General features: G+C 54.9%; 14 protein-coding genes. 8 read left to right on the top strand and 6 right to left on the bottom strand.

Annotated elements, in window-relative coordinates; translation table 11 throughout:
* Positions 1-3,144: an efflux RND transporter permease subunit gene (locus tag AC2FNU_RS11625; RefSeq protein ID WP_496788201.1), complete on the top strand. Its 3,144-nt coding sequence runs from the start codon at positions 1-3 to the stop codon at positions 3,142-3,144.
* A 488-nt stretch (positions 3,145-3,632) separates the two neighbouring features.
* Here AC2FNU_RS11625 and AC2FNU_RS11620 read toward each other — a convergent pair whose 3' ends face one another.
* Positions 3,633-5,255, bottom strand: a complete 1,623-nt coding sequence (locus tag AC2FNU_RS11620; RefSeq protein ID WP_496788200.1) for a thiamine pyrophosphate-binding protein — start codon at positions 5,253-5,255, stop codon at positions 3,633-3,635.
* A gap of 8 nt (positions 5,256-5,263) precedes the next feature.
* Complete coding sequence (acdA, locus tag AC2FNU_RS11615; RefSeq protein ID WP_496788199.1) at positions 5,264-6,481, bottom strand: 3-sulfinopropanoyl-CoA desulfinase; 1,218 nt, start codon at positions 6,479-6,481, stop codon at positions 5,264-5,266.
* Positions 6,482-6,576: 95 nt separating this feature from the next.
* On the opposite strand from acdA, the gene AC2FNU_RS11610 reads away from it, so the two are divergent.
* The gene (locus AC2FNU_RS11610) at positions 6,577-7,452 is read left to right on the top strand and encodes a LysR family transcriptional regulator (protein WP_496788198.1); all 876 of its coding nucleotides are present in this window, start codon (positions 6,577-6,579) and stop codon (positions 7,450-7,452) included.
* A gap of 124 nt (positions 7,453-7,576) precedes the next feature.
* Here AC2FNU_RS11610 and proC read toward each other — a convergent pair whose 3' ends face one another.
* The 3 genes from proC to AC2FNU_RS11595 form a co-directional block, all read right to left on the bottom strand.
* Positions 7,577-8,440, bottom strand: coding sequence for a pyrroline-5-carboxylate reductase (gene proC, locus AC2FNU_RS11605; protein WP_496788197.1), 864 nt, complete (start codon positions 8,438-8,440; stop codon positions 7,577-7,579).
* A gap of 4 nt (positions 8,441-8,444) precedes the next feature.
* Complete coding sequence (locus AC2FNU_RS11600; protein WP_496788196.1) at positions 8,445-9,386, bottom strand: D-amino acid aminotransferase; 942 nt, start codon at positions 9,384-9,386, stop codon at positions 8,445-8,447.
* A gap of 69 nt (positions 9,387-9,455) precedes the next feature.
* Positions 9,456-10,445: a TAXI family TRAP transporter solute-binding subunit gene (locus AC2FNU_RS11595; protein ID WP_496788195.1), complete on the bottom strand. Its 990-nt coding sequence runs from the start codon at positions 10,443-10,445 to the stop codon at positions 9,456-9,458.
* Positions 10,446-10,767: 322 nt separating this feature from the next.
* Between AC2FNU_RS11595 and AC2FNU_RS11590 the strand changes: the two genes are divergently transcribed.
* Both AC2FNU_RS11590 and AC2FNU_RS11585 read left to right on the top strand, forming a co-directional pair.
* Positions 10,768-11,448, top strand: a complete 681-nt coding sequence (locus AC2FNU_RS11590; RefSeq protein ID WP_496788194.1) for a GntR family transcriptional regulator — start codon at positions 10,768-10,770, stop codon at positions 11,446-11,448.
* Between the two features lie 58 nt (positions 11,449-11,506).
* Positions 11,507-12,106 carry a GNAT family N-acetyltransferase gene (locus AC2FNU_RS11585; protein WP_496788193.1) on the top strand — a complete coding sequence of 200 codons (600 nt, stop codon included), beginning with the start codon at positions 11,507-11,509 and terminating at the stop codon, positions 12,104-12,106.
* A 56-nt stretch (positions 12,107-12,162) separates the two neighbouring features.
* Here AC2FNU_RS11585 and AC2FNU_RS11580 read toward each other — a convergent pair whose 3' ends face one another.
* On the bottom strand, positions 12,163-12,747 hold the full coding sequence (locus tag AC2FNU_RS11580; RefSeq protein ID WP_496788192.1) for a TetR/AcrR family transcriptional regulator: 585 nt from the start codon (positions 12,745-12,747) through the stop codon (positions 12,163-12,165).
* A gap of 98 nt (positions 12,748-12,845) precedes the next feature.
* Between AC2FNU_RS11580 and AC2FNU_RS11575 the strand changes: the two genes are divergently transcribed.
* From AC2FNU_RS11575 to AC2FNU_RS11560, 4 genes are read left to right on the top strand one after another with little or no spacing between them, the layout of a single operon-like run.
* Positions 12,846-13,844: an alpha/beta hydrolase family protein gene (locus tag AC2FNU_RS11575; protein ID WP_496788191.1), complete on the top strand. Its 999-nt coding sequence runs from the start codon at positions 12,846-12,848 to the stop codon at positions 13,842-13,844.
* Between the two features lie 14 nt (positions 13,845-13,858).
* On the top strand, positions 13,859-14,389 hold the full coding sequence (locus tag AC2FNU_RS11570) for a nuclear transport factor 2 family protein (protein ID WP_496788190.1): 531 nt from the start codon (positions 13,859-13,861) through the stop codon (positions 14,387-14,389).
* Positions 14,390-14,412: 23 nt separating this feature from the next.
* A complete protein-coding gene (locus tag AC2FNU_RS11565) occupies positions 14,413-15,270 on the top strand; it encodes an alpha/beta hydrolase family protein (RefSeq protein WP_496788189.1) in 858 nt (285 codons plus the stop codon).
* On the top strand, positions 15,270-15,767 hold the full coding sequence (locus AC2FNU_RS11560) for an SRPBCC family protein (protein ID WP_496788188.1): 498 nt from the start codon (positions 15,270-15,272) through the stop codon (positions 15,765-15,767). The genes AC2FNU_RS11565 and AC2FNU_RS11560 overlap by 1 nt, the downstream gene beginning before the upstream one ends.
* The last annotated feature ends 207 nt before the right edge of the window (positions 15,768-15,974 follow it).

Below are 15,974 nucleotides of genomic sequence, written 5' to 3'. Positions count from 1 at the left end.
ATGGAAACCCTTACCTTTCGCCATCCCCGGCTGGTTGCCCTGATCATTTTGGTGCTTGTATCTGCAGGGTTGTCTTCGTTCCTATCGCTTGGGCGACAGGAAGACCCCACGATCACCAACCTCTTCGCAACTGTAACGACACAGTTCCCGGGTGCAGATCCAGAACGGGTTGAAGCGCTGGTGACTGCAGAAATCGAAGAAGAACTGCGGAAAATCGCCGAGGTGGATGAGATCAGTTCTGTCTCCCGCCCGGGCGTGTCGGTTGTTTCGGTAGAGTTGCTGGAAACGCTAGATGAAGCCACCATTGAGCAGGTTTGGGCCGAGGCTCGGGACGCCGTTGAAGATGCGCGCCAGATTTTTCCCACAGGGGTATTGCCTCCGGAATTCGATGCCGAGGGCATTTCTGCCTATTCTGCGGTCATTGCAGTTGCGGCCGAGGATCCAGACTTTCCATTAACTTTGCTGTCGCGTCATGCCGAAGCACTGGGCGACAGATTGCGTGCGATACCTGCCACGCGAGCAGTGGACTATTTCGGTCAGCCGAAAGAAGAGGTGCTCGTGAGTGTGGATATGGACAAGGCCGCTGCGCTTGGGCTTGGCGCTGCCGAGATTTCCCAGCGGATCGCCGAAGCAGACGGAAAGGTTCAGTCTGGGCGGTTGCAATCTGATGTCGACCTGACCATCGGCGTCAGCGGAGAAATTGAGAGTTTGGATCGCATTCGGAGCATCGTCCTGCGTGAAAACGCAGGCGGTGCCGTGGTGAAGCTCGGAGATATTGCCAGCGTAGACCGTGGCGCACGCGAACCGCAGTCCTCAATCGCGTTTGCCAACGGAAAGCCCTCGGTTTTGGTCGGGATTCTGGCGCAGGACGGCGTACAGATCGACCGTTGGACAGGCTTCCTTCGGGATGAGCTTGATGCCGGCGCTGCGTCGGTACCTTTGGGCATGCAGGAAATACTGCTGTTTGATCAAAGCCAGTACACGACGGATCGTTTGTCAGAGGTTGGGGTCAACATGGCCATTGGCGTGGCTCTGGTCGTGGCAGTTTTGTTTGTTACGTTAGGGGTTCGGGCAGCCGCGATTGTGGCTTTGGTTTTGCCGGTTGTCTCATTGGCGACCCTGGCGACTATGAACATGATTGGATTGCCAATCCATCAGATGTCTGTGACCGGACTGATTGTTGCCCTCGGACTGCTCGTTGACGCAGCCATCGTGATGACCGATGAAATCCGACGTCGTCTGCAGGATGGGATGGAGCGACTTGCAGCCGTGCGAGATGCTGTTCGCAGGTTGGCCGCGCCACTGCTGGCATCGACCGTGACAACGGCGCTTGCCTTCACGCCGATGATCTTGCTGCCGGGACCCGCAGGCGACTTTGTCGGTGCCATCGCTATCGCCGTGGTGCTTATGCTTGTCTGGTCCCTTGTTGTGGCCTTGACGGTGACCCCGGCGATTGCGGGCTGGCTACTGTCGGACCGCCCCGACGCAGGAATGCTGAGCCGCGGCATCAGCATCCCGCCGCTTGCCCGAATGTTCGAGGCCTCAATTCGATTGTCAGTCGCTAATCCGGTGCGATCCATCGTGTTGGCATTGATCTTGCCCGTGCTTGGCTTTGCGGCCTTTCCAACGCTGACCGCGCAATTCTTCCCGGGCGTCGACCGCAACCAATTCTATATCGAAGTCGATATGCCGGGTGGAACGTCAATTGCCACCACCGAAGCAACCGCCCGCCAGATCGATGAAATGCTGCGGGCTGACGACGGCGTCAAAAGTGTCTACTGGACCGTCGGAGAGTCCGGCCCGGCATTCTACTACAACATCGTTGGAAACCGTTCGCGCGAGCCCGGTTTTGCGCAGGCCATGATCACGACCGACACGGCTGAAGACGCGGCTCGCCTTGTTGGAACGTTGCAGAGTCGTCTGGATACCGACTTTCCTGACGCGCAGATCATCGTTCGCAGTCTTGTTCAGGGCCCTCCTGTCGCCGCACCGGTTGAAGTCAAAATTCAGGGGCAGGACATCACGGTTTTGCGTGATCTGGGCGACGAGGTGCGTTCAGTCATGGCCAATCTCGATCTGGTAACCCAGGCGCGCGCCAGCGTGAACGGCGGCAACCCTCAAATCCGGTTCGAAATTGATGAGGTCAAAGCGCGTCTGCTGGGACTGGACGTGGCCGATATAGCTGGTCAGCTGGACACGGCGCTTGTTGGCATCACCGGTGGATCACTGATCGAAGGGACTGAACAGTTGCCGGTGCGTGTTCGCCTCGGCGACGAGGTGCGATCAGACCTAAGCGCCATTGTCAGTATGCCGATCCTGCTGCCCAATGCAGCTGCGATATCTGCGACTGGAGCCTTCCCAGCGGTACCGCTGTCGGAATTGGCCAAGCCCGTGATTGAACCGGCAGAAAGCGTAATAACTCGAACGGACGGCGTGCGTGAAAACACCATACAAGCGTTTATCGTACCCGGTATTTTGCCCGAAGAGGCTTTGCAGGACATACTAGAAGCGCTTGATGCGTCTGGGTTTGTGTTGCCGCAAGGCTATTCGATGTCCTTAGGCGGCGACAGTGATGCCAGATCCAACACCGTGGGCAATCTGCTTGCCTCTGTTGGTTTGATTGTCACACTCTCCATCGCGACCATCGTTCTGACCTTTAACTCGTTCCGGCTGACCCTTGTGACCTTGGTCGTGTGCGTGTTGTCTGCAGGCCTTTCAATGCTGTCGCTGGCCGTTATGCAATTCCCGTTTGGAATAACGGCGATCATCGGAGTCATCGGCTCGATCGGGGTTTCGATCAACGCGGCGATAATCATTCTGACCGGGTTGCAACAAGACGCTGACGCAAGCCAAGGTGACCGAGCGGCCATGGCGCGCGTCGTGACTGGTTCAAGTCGGCACATCATCTCGACAACAATCACAACCTTTGGCGGCTTCCTACCCCTGATCATAGCTGGAGGAGCATTTTGGCCACCATTCGCCGTTGCAATCGCCGGGGGCGTGCTGTTGTCGACTGTCGTATCGTTTTATTTCACCCCACCCGCGTTCGCGTTGGTTTATCGTGGAAAGTTCGACAAACCGCTTGAGGCAGAAAACCAGCATTCCCAGCCTCAAGAAGCTATTGTTGCGCTTGTGGCAGAGTGAGGATCGATACTACTTCTCCTTGCGAGATGGTATGTTTCGAAGCCGTCGTTGTTCGAAGCAAGTTTCAATTTCTGCTACGGGTCGCACGCTGAACATTGCAAAGGCTGGTTTCTGCGCAAAACGGTCATTTGTACGCGGCGCAGCATTCGACACTTTGGGCTCGATGCCGACATCGGAGCAGGTGCAGCAAGCCCCTTGCCCCATGTCATGCTGCCACCGAGGGCGGCCCAAACCGGTCATTGGCGAACTTGACGAGATGCTGCTAATGCAGCTCGTATTGTGGACATTTGCAGCCTGTACAAAGCAATTGACCGCGTTTTGATTTGCAGTGCGGACGCATGTGACGTTGAGATCGGGATTCATTTGTAGAGTTCCCGTTTTTCTGCAAAACCGTCGCAATGCAAATCGGCTCTCTATCGCCTGAAGTGCATTGAACACAAAACAAAATGTTACCCTGTGACTTCTATCTTTTGCGGTTCGCAAACATGTTAGATTCGTCCATCATACGCTCTCCGATCGATCACGGCAGCGATGACTGTGAAACTATCAGCATCCTGCGAGGCAGCAAGAGCGGCCCTCAGCTCCGCGTCGGACCGCACAGTATGCCCCACACCGCCAAAGGCCTCTGCCAAGCGCGCGAAGTCGTGCTTCGCAAAATCCACGCCTGCGTTCTCAAGCTGCCGCCCGCGCTGTTTAATCTCAATTAGGGCAAGGCTCGCGTCCACGAAGACCACAAAAATCGTTTTCAGACCAAGCTCTGCTGCCGTCGACAACTCCCCTGCCACCATCAGCATTCCGGCGTCGCCGGAGAATGAAACAACCCTGCGATCTGGTTCGATCAATGACGCGCCCATAGCAAGCGGCACGGCACAACCCATTGTGCAAAAGGCAGACGATTGCAGCAGGCTTTTCGGGGCGTAGCAGCTCCACTTCTGCGAAAGAAGAATGCAGTGCGCACCGGAATCGACTGTGGCTAAGGTTTCCTTTGGCAGCACTTCGCGGCAAATCTCAATTACCGTTCCCGGCCCCCAAACCTCCGTCTCGGCAAATGTTGAGGTCAAGCTCTTGCGAACCGAGTTGATCTTGCCGCAAGGCCAACGGGATTTTGCCGCGACCCCAATCGAGAGAGCGTCCAGCGTGTGCCCGACATGGGAAACGAACTGAAGGCTCGATTGGTGCATATAATGAATATTCGGCTCCGCCGAAATATCGATAACACTGACTGTCTGTGTGTCCCAGACATCGCGCCAACCGACCCGCATTTCAATCGGGTCGTAGCCAGCACAGATGATCAGATCGGCCTCCTGCACGAACGGTAGCAGGACTCTATCGTTCTTGGGCGACAGGCCCGCACCACCCATGCAAAGGGAATGATCTTCAGGGACAATCCCCTTCGCTTTGTAGGTCGTGATGACCGGCACGTTCTGCGTTTCGCAAAAACGCAGGATAGCGGCACTTGCATTGTCTTTGAGCGCATCCAGCCCCACGATCATGACCGGTCGTTTGGAATTCGCCAGCCACGATCGGGCCAGTGTCAGATCGTCATCCGCAGGAACAACGGCACTCACTTTCGTGCGGCGTCGCTTCTCAACAGGGCCAGGACGCGCGTCGGCTACAGAAATCGGTATATCGATATGGACAGGGCCATCGCGGCCATCAGTTGCGATAGCAACCGCTTTGTCCGCAATCGTATCTGCCCCTTCTGCGGTCAGCATAAAGCTGGCCTTGGTGATCGGGCGGAATACGGCTTGGTGGTCAAGAACCTGATGTGTGTAGGTGAGGGCCTCAGTCGAGTCGACACACCCTGTCAAGACGATAAGTGGCACACGATCTTGCCGTGCGTTGGCGACGACATTCACACCATTTAACGCGCCCGGGCCAACCGTTGCCAGGAGAATACCTGGTGCCCCGTTCATGTGATGCGCCCCTTCAGCCATAAAGCCGGCGCTATTTTCATGTTTGCAGAGAACGAATTCGATACCTGCTTTTTCAAGCGCATCGACAATCGCCAGCACCTCTCCGCCAGGCATGCCGAAAGCGTGCCGGCAGCCAGCATCATAGAGCCGCCGCGCGAGAAGGTCGGCGGCCCGCAGGTCCTTTTCAGTTTTCATGGGGCCTCCTATTCAGCCGCGTAACGCGCCGTTTCGGCAAGGCGCGTATACCCGTCCCGCGTCTGTGGTGTTTTGATGCCAAGAATGCTCCCGGCAACTTGGGTTCGAAGGATCTGTGCGGTCCCGCCACCTATGGTGAACATGCGCACATCGCGATACATCCGTTCCAGAGGTTCACGATCACTGTAGCCACGTGCGCCGAACATCTGCAGCGCGTCGTTGACCACCTTTATAGCCATCTCGGATGCAAAGAGCTTGGCGCGGGCGGCCATCATCATGTCTGGATACCGACTGCCGTTCGGACCACGTGATCGCGCCGCTTCGTGGAGAAGCAGCCGGGCTGCATGAACTTGCGTGTCCATATCGGCGAGCATCCATTGAAGTCCCTGGAATTCTGCGAGTGGGCGCCCGAACTGTTCGCGTTGGAGGAGATAGCGTTTGGCCTGTTCGAGCGCCCCTGCCGCGACACCCATGGCAATGGTGCCGGCACCTACGCGCTGCGAATTGTAGGCATTCATCAGCTCGGCAAAACCGTGCTTGAGACCTGAAGGTGGTTTGACCAGCCATTTCTCGTCGATCTCGACATTCTCGAACCGCAATTCTGCTTCGGGCATACCGCAAAGGCCCATCGTGTATTCGCGGCCAACCACAGTGAATCCCTTCGGCAGATTGCCCGAGATTGGATCGGCAAACAGAATGAAACCGCCAATCCCCTGTTCGACGCCCGCCTCATTAAGCACGCGCGCAAATACCAAGTGGAGCTTCGAGACCCCGCCTCCTGTGATCCAGTGCTTAGTCCCGTTGAGGATGTATGTGTTACCTCGTTTCCGGGCGGTGGCTTGCATGTCAGTCGCGGCACTTCCAGCGTGAGGTTCTGTGATGCAGATCGCGGGCTTGTCCCCTGCCAACACATATTGGGCGCAAAAAGCCTTTTGATCGTCGTTGCCGAACCCCATTACCGCGCTGATGCCGCCCATGTTGCCTTCGACAACGATGCGGGCCGTCAGGGTGCAGGCTTTCGCGATCTCTTCCACCACCAAGGCCACATCCAGAAAACTCGCGCCATGCCCGCCATACTTCTTTGGAATGGTCATACCCATGATACCAGCATCGGCCAGCTCACCAACGTTCTGCCAGCAATAGGCGCGCGACTTGTCCCATTCCGCGGCGCGTTTCTCAAATCCTGGGGCCAGTTCTCTTGCAACGTTCACAAGCGGATGCGTCATGGCGTGTCCCTCGTTTCTGTTTTCACCAGAATACGCTTGCAGAAATACAACTCAATCGAATAAGTTTTTATATCAAATACAGGTTTCCTTAACTTATGCAGACGCGCTCCCTCAGAACTCTCATGCGGATCTCCAAGATCGGCTCCTTTGCAAAGGCGGCCGAGCAACTAAACATGACATTGTCCGCAGTTTCGATGCAGATGAAGGCACTCGAGACGGAGCTTGGCGTTGACCTTTTTGACCGCACAGTGCGACCGCCGCGACTTACGCCAATCGGTCGAACCATCGTCGAGGCCTCAATCCCGATCCTGCAGCATGAAGATGACCTTCTTGAAATCTGCCGTCCGACAGACACCCTGGTCGGACACTTCCGAGTTGGATTTGTCACAACTGCTGCCGTTCGCCTGCTGCCGGATTTCCTGAACAACGCAAAACATCAAGCACCGCAAGCGACCTTCTCGTTTGAAACCGGCCTGTCCAAGGCACTACAGGAGAAGGTCGTTAGTGGACAGCTTGATGCCGCACTTGTCACGGATGCCGAAGGTGTTCCCGACGCGCTTACGGAATTGGTGCTTCGAGAAGAGCCCTTTGTGTTCGCGGCCAATGAGCGATTGCTGAAAGACGGGCTCGCAGGTTTGTTGAGTGCGCAGCCCTTCTTTCACTTTATGCCTGATACCGGGATCGGAAAGCTCATTGCTGACGAGATGCTTAAGCACAAAAGACCAAAGGGTTCCGAAACGATTGTCCTCGATAATCTTGAAGCGATCATGGAATGTGTCTCGGCGGGTTTGGGTTTTACGCTCCTGCCTGCCCCCGACGTGATGCGATATCGATCCGCTGACGTCAAAAGCATCCATCTTCCTCAAACGTCGGCGAGAAAACTCGTTCTTGCAACCGCGCGCGAGGGCGCGCTGTCTGGAAGGGAGACGGTACTCGCGGGACTGTTTTCAGCCGGCAAGGCTCATGCTTAGCGTGTAAGTATAAACTTTTCCAACGCTCGAGGCATCGCGCAATCTAAGCGATTGTGACTGTGCGACACCAAAAAAATACTCTCAAGGACCATAGCTGCAACGGGTCACGTTGAGATTCTGGAGATCAATTCCCGTCAGTGCTTTGAGACAGTTCAACACTGCGGCTATGGGTAGCCCACACAGTCCTTTGCAGTAGAGGAAACACCCCGTTCTCTCGGGACATCAACTCCTGCAGTCCGGCTTCAGTTGTTCCATTTGGGGACGTAACCTCCTTTCGAAGGTCGGCGGGAGAAAGCGGACTGGATCGCAGAAGATCGCCACTCCCGGAGATCATTCCACTTGCCAATTTTGCTGCAACGTCTGGTGCCAAACCCAATTCTCTTCCTGCTTCTGTCAACGCTTCTGTCATCGCGAACACATAGGCCGGGCCGCTTCCAGAAACGGCCGTCACAGCGTGAAGCAAGTCTTCATCATCGAGGACCAGGGTCTCTCCAACTGCTTGCATCAGTTGTATTGCAAGTTCTATATGACTGGCCGTCGTGCAGGCGTTGCCGACAAGCGCGGTGATGCCAGAACCGACCGATGCAGGTGTGTTTGGCATTGTGCGCACAATTGGCGTCTGCGGACCCAGCAACTCTTCATAGGTCGAAATCAAAGTGCCAGCAGCGACCGATACAAAAAGAGTTTGCCCGGACCCAAATGAATTCAGATCCGACAAAGCAGAGGTCATGACCTGAGGCTTTGTCGCAATTACCGCAACAGCAGGCGGCTCATCTGGTTGTTGGTTGAGTCGCAGGCCGCGTCTCGAAAGGCGCTGCAGCCAGTCAGATGGGCGCGGATCCAGAACAATGATCTTTTCGGCGTCCAGCCCGGCATTGAGCCAGCCGTTCAACAATACGGAGCCCATCTTGCCGCACCCCAAAAGCAATAAGCCACGATCGCCTACATACAGACGGCTCTGACTTTCTGGGCCCACAACCTGTACCATACTATCAGCTCGCAACTTTCAGGGTGCTTCGTTGCACAAGTTCTTTGTAGAGCTCGCGCAATCGGCGGGTCATCGGACCAACACCTTCATGCTCCCCGATCTGTTTTCCATCTATAGACGCAACCGGGGTTTGCGCTCCGAAAGTGCCGGTCAGAAAGGCCTCGTCAGCTCCGTAGGCTTCATAAAGCGAATAGTTCTTCTCGAATACCGGGATGTCGTTTGCCCGGCACAGGTCTATGACCTTTTGACGGGTCACCCCGTTCATGCAGTAGTCACCAGTAGAGGTCCAAACTTCACCACGGCGTACGATGAAGAAATTGCACGCATTTGTGGTGTTCACAAACCCGTGCGGGTCCAGCATGAGGGCCTCGTCAGCACCCGCCTGTTCAGCCTGCAGACATGCGATAATGCAGTTCAGCTTTGAATGACTGTTGTACTTGGCGTCCTGACTCATCGGCAGACCGCGTACCTGGGGCACAGTGGCAAGGCGAATGCCCTGGTTCATCAGGCTGTCCACTGGCTTCGAGTGTTCCACAATCGCAACCACCGTGGGTCCGGATCGAGACAATCCCGGGTGCTGAAACGGCTTATCCTTTGGTCCGCGAGTCACCATGAATCGGCAATGCGCGTCTGTCGTCATACCATTGGCTTTGGCCGTGTCATTCAGTGCTTGCAGGACTTCTTCCTTCGTCATGCCGACGTCAATGGAGACGGCTTTGCAGCTGTTGAAGAACCGATCCATGTGTTCGTCAAAAAACGCCCAAGTACCGTTGTAGAGGCGCAGCCCCTCCCACATTCCATCGCCCAGCATGAAACCGGAATCGTATACAGACACCATCGCTTCGCTGCGCGGGACTATCTTGCCGTTAAGAAAGATCTTGATGTCTCGATTGCGCGCGTCTTCCTGCGCATCATGTGTGGAATGGCTTAGAGTTTGCTCGCTCATGTCATGACTCTTGCGTGGGCGTTGCGTTGAAGAGGCGCAGAGGCGGCGACCACCGCCTCTGCTTTGCATTTAATTGATCAATCCGGCTTCGCGGAAATAACGCTCGGCGCCCGGATGCATTGGTGCGGACAATCCGTTCACCACCATTTCCTCTTTCTTGAGGTTGGCGAAGGCCGGGTGGAACGATTTGAAGGCATCAAAGTTGTCAAAGACTGCCTTCACCATCACATAGACGGTTTCTTCCGGTACATTCGAGGATGTCACGAATGTGGACGGAAGGCCAAAGGATGGAACGTCACCATCCACACCGCGATACAGACCGCCCGGGATGGTCACATTTCCGTAGTAGGGCTTGCTTTCGACCAGCGCCTGAACGGCATCACCTTCGACAGGAATGATGTTGATGTCGCACGTTGTGGCTGCTTCCAGCACATTGGCAACTGGATTGCCAGCAACCATCAGAAAGGCCTCGATGGTGTTGTCGCATAGCGCTGCCGATTGTTCGGCCGACTTGAGCTCGGTCACCAAACCAAAGTGATCCATGTCCCAGCCCATCGCGTCTACGAGGACTTCAGCTGTGCCACGCGTTCCGGAACCAGGATTACCCAAATTGATGGTCCGACCGCCCAGGTCGTCCAGAGACTCAATGCCGGTGTCTTTGCGTGCGGCGATGATGACCGTATCGGGGTGCAGCGAGAAAAGACTGCGGAGCTCGCCATCCGGGCCATCCTCCTCGAAAAGGCTCGTCCCGTTCAGAGCGTGGAACTGCCAGTCGGACTGAACAATACCCATTTCCAGCTCGCCCTCGCGCATGGTGCGCAGGTTGTAAACTGAACCGCCCGTACTTTCGACCGAGCATCGAATGCCATGTTCCTTGCGTTTCTGATTGACCAGCCGACAGATACCACCGCCGACGGCGTAGTAGATTCCGGTGACACCGCCAGTGCCGATAGTCAGAAACTCTTCCGCTTTCGCCGGTGCACCAGCCAACAGCGCGGCTGCACTGAATGCTGCGAACCCGTTTTGGATTCTCTTTTTCAGGATGTCGTTCGACAACATGAATAACTCCCTTTTCACCTGTTGCGTCACCGCGGTTGCAAACCGAGTGATCATCTTTTGCCGATGGAGTGGGCAATCGCAGCCAAGGTTCGGAGCTTTTCGAATCCCCACCTGCCACAACGGTACAGCATGATTTCCAAATTGTCGACAATTTATAATATTGTCGACAATTAAGGTGTAGCCGAATACCTTGAGACTGGTCTGCAGCAGCCAATCATTGAACCGAAATTGGAAGTTTAGCTGCAATCATTTTTCTGGCTATCTTGGCCTAAAGACGTAATCTCGCCTTCCATCAATTGGGAGTTCCATCAACAGGATCGAAATGACACAGCAAGAATCCTCATCAGAGAAATCCGGCGACACATTGAAAGACAGAACGCTGGAGCGACTCCAGAAACTTATCTTGACCGGAGATCTGGAGCCTGGGGCTAAACTGCTTGAAACTCAGGTTGCTGCTCAGCTGGATGTCAGCCGCGCCACATTGCGCGAAGCGATGGTTCAATTGAGCGAGATCGGCCTTCTTGTTTACATCCCGTTCCGCGGAACCTTCCTTCGCACGCTGGATCCCATTGATCTGGATGAAATCTATTCGTTCCGAACGGGGCTCGAGAAGATGGCGTTTCAGTTCTGCTGGGACAAACGAAACCTGATTAGCCTCGCCGACCTGCAAATGCGTAACAACAGGCTATGCGATTGCATCTCGGATAATGATCCCTACGGCGCGATCATGGCAGAAATGCACCTCCACTCTTGGTGCTATGAACTTTCGGGACACACCCTTCTGCTGCAAAGCTGGGAGCGCTTGAAACCCAACCTCCAGTTTTACTTTGCGATGCATCAGAAGGCGCATGGGCGGGGCGGGCCACTTCGGGAATCCCATGACAAATACATTGAGCTCGCCAATGGTGAGAGCTTGGATGACATGCTCGCTCACCTTGAAGATCACATGCGGCAAGGCTTGAAAAACACAATGAAGTTTCTGAATGAGCGAAATGCTGCATAGGTCGCATCTGCGCTTGCGCTTCTCAAATTGGCTCCAGTCGCGAACAGGTTAGGCAAATATGAACGCTTGGATCGAGCCCTTTTCACTTGATGGGCAACATGTTGCAGTTGAACCGCTTGAAAGAAAGCACAGTGATGACCTCACCCGGGCCGCCGCCGATGGGGACCTGCATCGTCTCTGGTATACAATGGTCCCAACACCAGAGGGTGTACCGGAAGAGATCGAGCGCCGACTGACCTTGCGCGAAGCGGGTACAATGTTCCCATTCGCGGTCATCCAGAAATCGACGGGTCATGCTGTTGGCATGACCACCTATATGAACATCAGCGCACCAAATCGCCGCCTTGAAATCGGATCGACTTGGTATCGAAAATCGGTTCAAAGGACGCCATTGAACACAGAGTGCAAGCTGTTGCTTCTACAGCATGCGTTTGAAGAGCGCGAAAGCATCTGCGTCGAGTTCAGAACCCATTTCATAAACACACAAAGTCGCCGCGCGATTGAACGTCTGGGGGCGAAACTCGATGGTGTATTGAGGTCCAATATGATCATGGCAAACGGAACCGTTCGAGATACGGCGGTTTATTCGATCATCCAATCGGAGTGGCCAACCGTCAAAGCGAACCTAACCTGGCGACTGGAACAGTCAGCCTCCTGAAAACCGTAGAGCGTCAACACGGAAGCGGAGCTCCTTTGTAGATGTTCGATCGCTGCTCAGTGCTCCACAGAGATAAGGCAGTTTGTTTTTAGAACAGCTATGAGGCTTTCAAGGTCCGACCTGTCCCGGGCGCCATATTTGAGCCCCATCACTACCGTGACAAAGAAATGGGCTTGCTCAGGGACGGATAGTCCATGCTGTTCCATTGCGTCAGCATAGGGCTCCAGGATTTCTGCGATCAGCGCTTCGTGACGGTCATGTGACCGTGCGATTTCGTCTTTGCCGGCTGCGTTATGACCAGTGATCAGGTCTTCTGCATCCCCTGCGTTCTGCAGCATCTCAAAACTTTTGATCACCGTCTCTTCGAAGTAGGCGTCGAACTTCTCTGACAAAGTGGCACATTCCGCCAACCGCTGCCTGACCATCGCCAGGTTTTGATCGGTGATGCTTCGGATCGAAGCCCGGATCATCTCATCCTTTCCACCGAAGAGATCATACAGCGTTTGGCGCGACACTCCGGCTTCGGCCGCAATGTCATTCATGGACGTCTTACGTGCACCGAAGCGGACAAAGCAGCGGATCGCTGCTGCGATCGTTTTTTCTTCGGTATCTGACAACGGTTTGGTCGAGATCTCGTTCATGTGGATCAAATAAATCCAACCTTACCACTTGACAAGAGGCGTCATGATGTAAAATACAACTCGACAACAATGATACACTTGTAAAGCAAGATTTGCCAATGAACCAGACGAGAAGGCAATTCCTGACAACCAGCGCGACGGCCGTGGTCGCAAGCATTCTGCCTTGGGCGACCTCGGCGGCGACATTGAAAGGGAAAACTATGGACAAGGCCCAAGAAGACACGCTGATCGACCAGATCGCAAAAGGGGTCAGCTACTCGTTCCGCACGCCTATTTTGAAGCGACCTTCGGACTACGGTATGACCTACGAAGATGTTTTCTTCCCGGCAATTGACGGTGTCATGCTGGACGGGTGGTTTATTCCCTCCCAAGGCAGCAACAAACTGGTGATCGTGAACCACTTCATCGGGGCCAATCGATATGGATACCCCGGTCACCTGGAGCCGTGGACCTCGCAGGGCGGTTTCGAAGTGAACTTCCTTGACGCCTACAGAGCGCTGCACGATGCCGGCTACAACGTCCTGGCCTATGACCTGCGCGGGCATGGGCATTCGGCCGACGGAGCCGGTAATATCACCGGCGTCGGAGCGATCGAGTTGCGCGACGTGATCGGATCCGTCCGCTTCGCTCGGGAGAAGATGCCTGGCGCAAAGATTGCTCTGCATAGCCAGTGTATGGGCTGCAATTCCACCTTCCTGGCGATGGAAAAACACCCGGAGTACTTTGAAGACATCGTCTGCATGATCGGAGTGCAACCGCTATCCGCCGCACCATTTATCGAGCGGGCACTAATCGACAATGGGGTCGAAAATGCGGTGGAACGCTTCAACGAACGCTACAGCTATTACTCAAGCTTCCGCCACACAGATTCCAATGCCATTGCCCGCGCCGACAAAGTGAAATGTCCAACGATGCTGGTGCAGGTCAAAGACGACTCGACAACCAAGCCATCAGACGCTGAAGGCATCCATGCCAAGTTACCGAACCCCGACAAGAAGCTGCTTTGGATCGAAGGCACGCCAGTTCGCTACGAAGGTTATCGCTACTTCAGCCAAAACCCGGCGGAAATGATCGCCTGGTACGACGCACATATGTAAGGGTTGAATATGTCATGAAACAGGTTCTGTTTGGCCTCGCTGCACTGGCACTGACAAGCACTTCCGGCGCGGCATCGCAGGCGGAGATGGTCGTGGCTTGCACGCAGACGGCCCACGATTATGCGTGGTATCTCGATCATCCGGATCCGGATCTGAACGTTACCGCAGCCAAGTTCGCACAATTGTTCACCGAGGACGCCACTCTGAAGCTGGCCAACATGCAAATGCAACTTGTGGAACACCAGGGCCACGAAGAAATCGCGGCTCGCTATAAGCAAGGGCGCGACACGTTCCGGTTTTTGCACATGCTGTCCAATCAGAGGATCATCCCAACTTCGGATACAACTGCAAAGGGTACCAGCTATGTGCAGTTCATCATCCATCCGATCGGCGAAGATATAACCCACGAGTTTGGCGTCAGAGGCGTTGCCGAGTACCGCTCTACCTTCGAGTTCGTAGATGGAACGTGCCGGTTTTCCCACCGCGAGGGGCTGGCACGCTTCATCAGCCTGAACCCCAAAATAGTTGACCCAATCCCAGAATAAGGACCAAAGAAATGTTTGGAAACATGATCTCTAACATGATGGTCAAGCCAGGCCAGTCTCCGTTGTTCGATAACCCTGAGGCGCATGGGCTGGACTATGAAAACGTCGAGTTCAAGGCCGAGGATGGTGTCACTCTGCGCGGCTGGTTGATCAAAGGCGGTAGCGACAAAGTCATTGTGCAAACGCACTTCGGGGTGCAGTGCAACCGAGGTGGCTGGACGCCCAAAGGGCACGGCCCAATCACGCCCTGGAAGCAAGACATTCAATTCCTACGGCAAGCCAAGTACTTGGTGGATAGAGGGTACTCCGTGCTGATGTATGATATGCGGGGGCACGGCGAAAGCGACCTTGGACCCGTCCCTTGGGTAAGTTGGGGACCCGAGGAAGCGAAGGATGTGATCGCCGCAGTGGACTTGGCAACTGAACGCTTCCCGGATGCTCCCATCGGTCTTTTGAGTATCTGCATGGGCGCCGCGTCAACCACCTATGCCTATGGTCGTGACAATGGGTTGAGCAAACGCGTTAACATCAAGGCGATCATTGCGGTCCAACCCCTGCTTTACACCTGCTTTGTTGAGGCGCTTGGGATGCCCGGTTTCATGACGCGGGCTGGCGAAAAGGTAAGCGAACAGCGCTTGGGGTTCGACATGGGCGCCCCCAACTTCGTCGAAGAGGCTTACAGGATTAACGTACCGACGCTGGTGGTACAGAACAGCAACGACCCTTGGACGAAGATGGGGATGGTCGAAGACTATTACGGCGCCCTCACTGTCGAGAAAGAGCTGAAACTGCTTGATCTCGAGAAAAGCCGGTTTGCGGCCTACGATTTTGTCGGCACCCATCCCGAAGACCTGATGGGATGGTTTGATCGGTTTATGTGATGCTGTGGACCATCCTGAAATGGGGATTGCCTGTGCTTGCTATTGTGGCGATCGCAGGCGTTCTGACACGGAAGACTTTCCATGTTGAAACGTTTATCGCGGCCTCGCCGGAACAGGTCTGGAACGTGTTGATGGCGACGGAAGAGTATCCGGACTGGAACCCGGTGTTCGTCGAAGTCGACGGCGCCTATGTCGAAGGCGCAAAACTATCAAACAACGTGTTGGATCCTTCTGGCAAAACACTTGAGATGACCTCTTCGGTCGTAACGATGATCCCCAAAAGAGAGCTCCGACAAAAAGGCGGATTTCTGGGCATCCTGACTTTTGATCATAGCTGGCGATTGGGGCCAGTGCCTGGCGGCACAAAGGTCACTCAGTATGAAGTCGACCGAGGTATAGGATTATGGTTCTGGTACTCTGATTGGATTGAACCCGCTTATGCTACAGTTGGTGACGCGCTGAAAAAACGTGCAGAAGTGCTTTCTGTAGAGTTCTGAGTTTTCACAGCTATTTAGCATCTCCAATTTTCGCACGCTCAAGAAGTCCGCTTTTGAGCTTTGGCGCCGCGCTGCTCGCTGGTGCAGCGAAGTTCCGCTTTCCGCCCATTCTGTTGAAAAACAACGTATTGCTGGCGCAGAATGGGGTGACTTGAGCACGGCACGAACGCCTTTCCGATCAGGCTTTTCGCGTTTGCTGCGGCGCAG

The sequence above is a fragment of the Ruegeria sp. BHSB064 genome (assembly GCF_059613205.1).
This window is presented reverse-complemented; position numbering and strand designations above follow the sequence as displayed.

Bases quoted from the DNA above. Each gene is read 5' to 3' on its own strand.
- AC2FNU_RS11560 (WP_496788188.1), top strand. From the start codon at position 15,270: ATGCTGTGGACCATCCTGAAATGGGGATTGCCTGTGCTTGCTATTGTG.
- AC2FNU_RS11585 (WP_496788193.1), top strand. From the start codon at position 11,507: ATGAACGCTTGGATCGAGCCCTTTTCACTTGATGGGCAACATGTTGCA.
- acdA (WP_496788199.1), bottom strand. From the start codon at position 6,481: ATGACGCATCCGCTTGTGAACGTTGCAAGAGAACTGGCCCCAGGATTT.
- AC2FNU_RS11575 (WP_496788191.1), top strand. From the start codon at position 12,846: ATGAACCAGACGAGAAGGCAATTCCTGACAACCAGCGCGACGGCCGTG.
- AC2FNU_RS11570 (WP_496788190.1), top strand. From the start codon at position 13,859: ATGAAACAGGTTCTGTTTGGCCTCGCTGCACTGGCACTGACAAGCACT.
- AC2FNU_RS11600 (WP_496788196.1), bottom strand. From the start codon at position 9,386: ATGAGCGAGCAAACTCTAAGCCATTCCACACATGATGCGCAGGAAGAC.
- AC2FNU_RS11620 (WP_496788200.1), bottom strand. From the start codon at position 5,255: ATGAAAACTGAAAAGGACCTGCGGGCCGCCGACCTTCTCGCGCGGCGG.
- AC2FNU_RS11590 (WP_496788194.1), top strand. From the start codon at position 10,768: ATGACACAGCAAGAATCCTCATCAGAGAAATCCGGCGACACATTGAAA.
- AC2FNU_RS11565 (WP_496788189.1), top strand. From the start codon at position 14,413: ATGATCTCTAACATGATGGTCAAGCCAGGCCAGTCTCCGTTGTTCGAT.
- AC2FNU_RS11610 (WP_496788198.1), top strand. From the start codon at position 6,577: ATGCAGACGCGCTCCCTCAGAACTCTCATGCGGATCTCCAAGATCGGC.
- AC2FNU_RS11625 (WP_496788201.1), top strand. From the start codon at position 1: ATGGAAACCCTTACCTTTCGCCATCCCCGGCTGGTTGCCCTGATCATT.
- AC2FNU_RS11580 (WP_496788192.1), bottom strand. From the start codon at position 12,747: ATGAACGAGATCTCGACCAAACCGTTGTCAGATACCGAAGAAAAAACG.
- AC2FNU_RS11595 (WP_496788195.1), bottom strand. From the start codon at position 10,445: ATGTTGTCGAACGACATCCTGAAAAAGAGAATCCAAAACGGGTTCGCA.
- proC (WP_496788197.1), bottom strand. From the start codon at position 8,440: ATGGTACAGGTTGTGGGCCCAGAAAGTCAGAGCCGTCTGTATGTAGGC.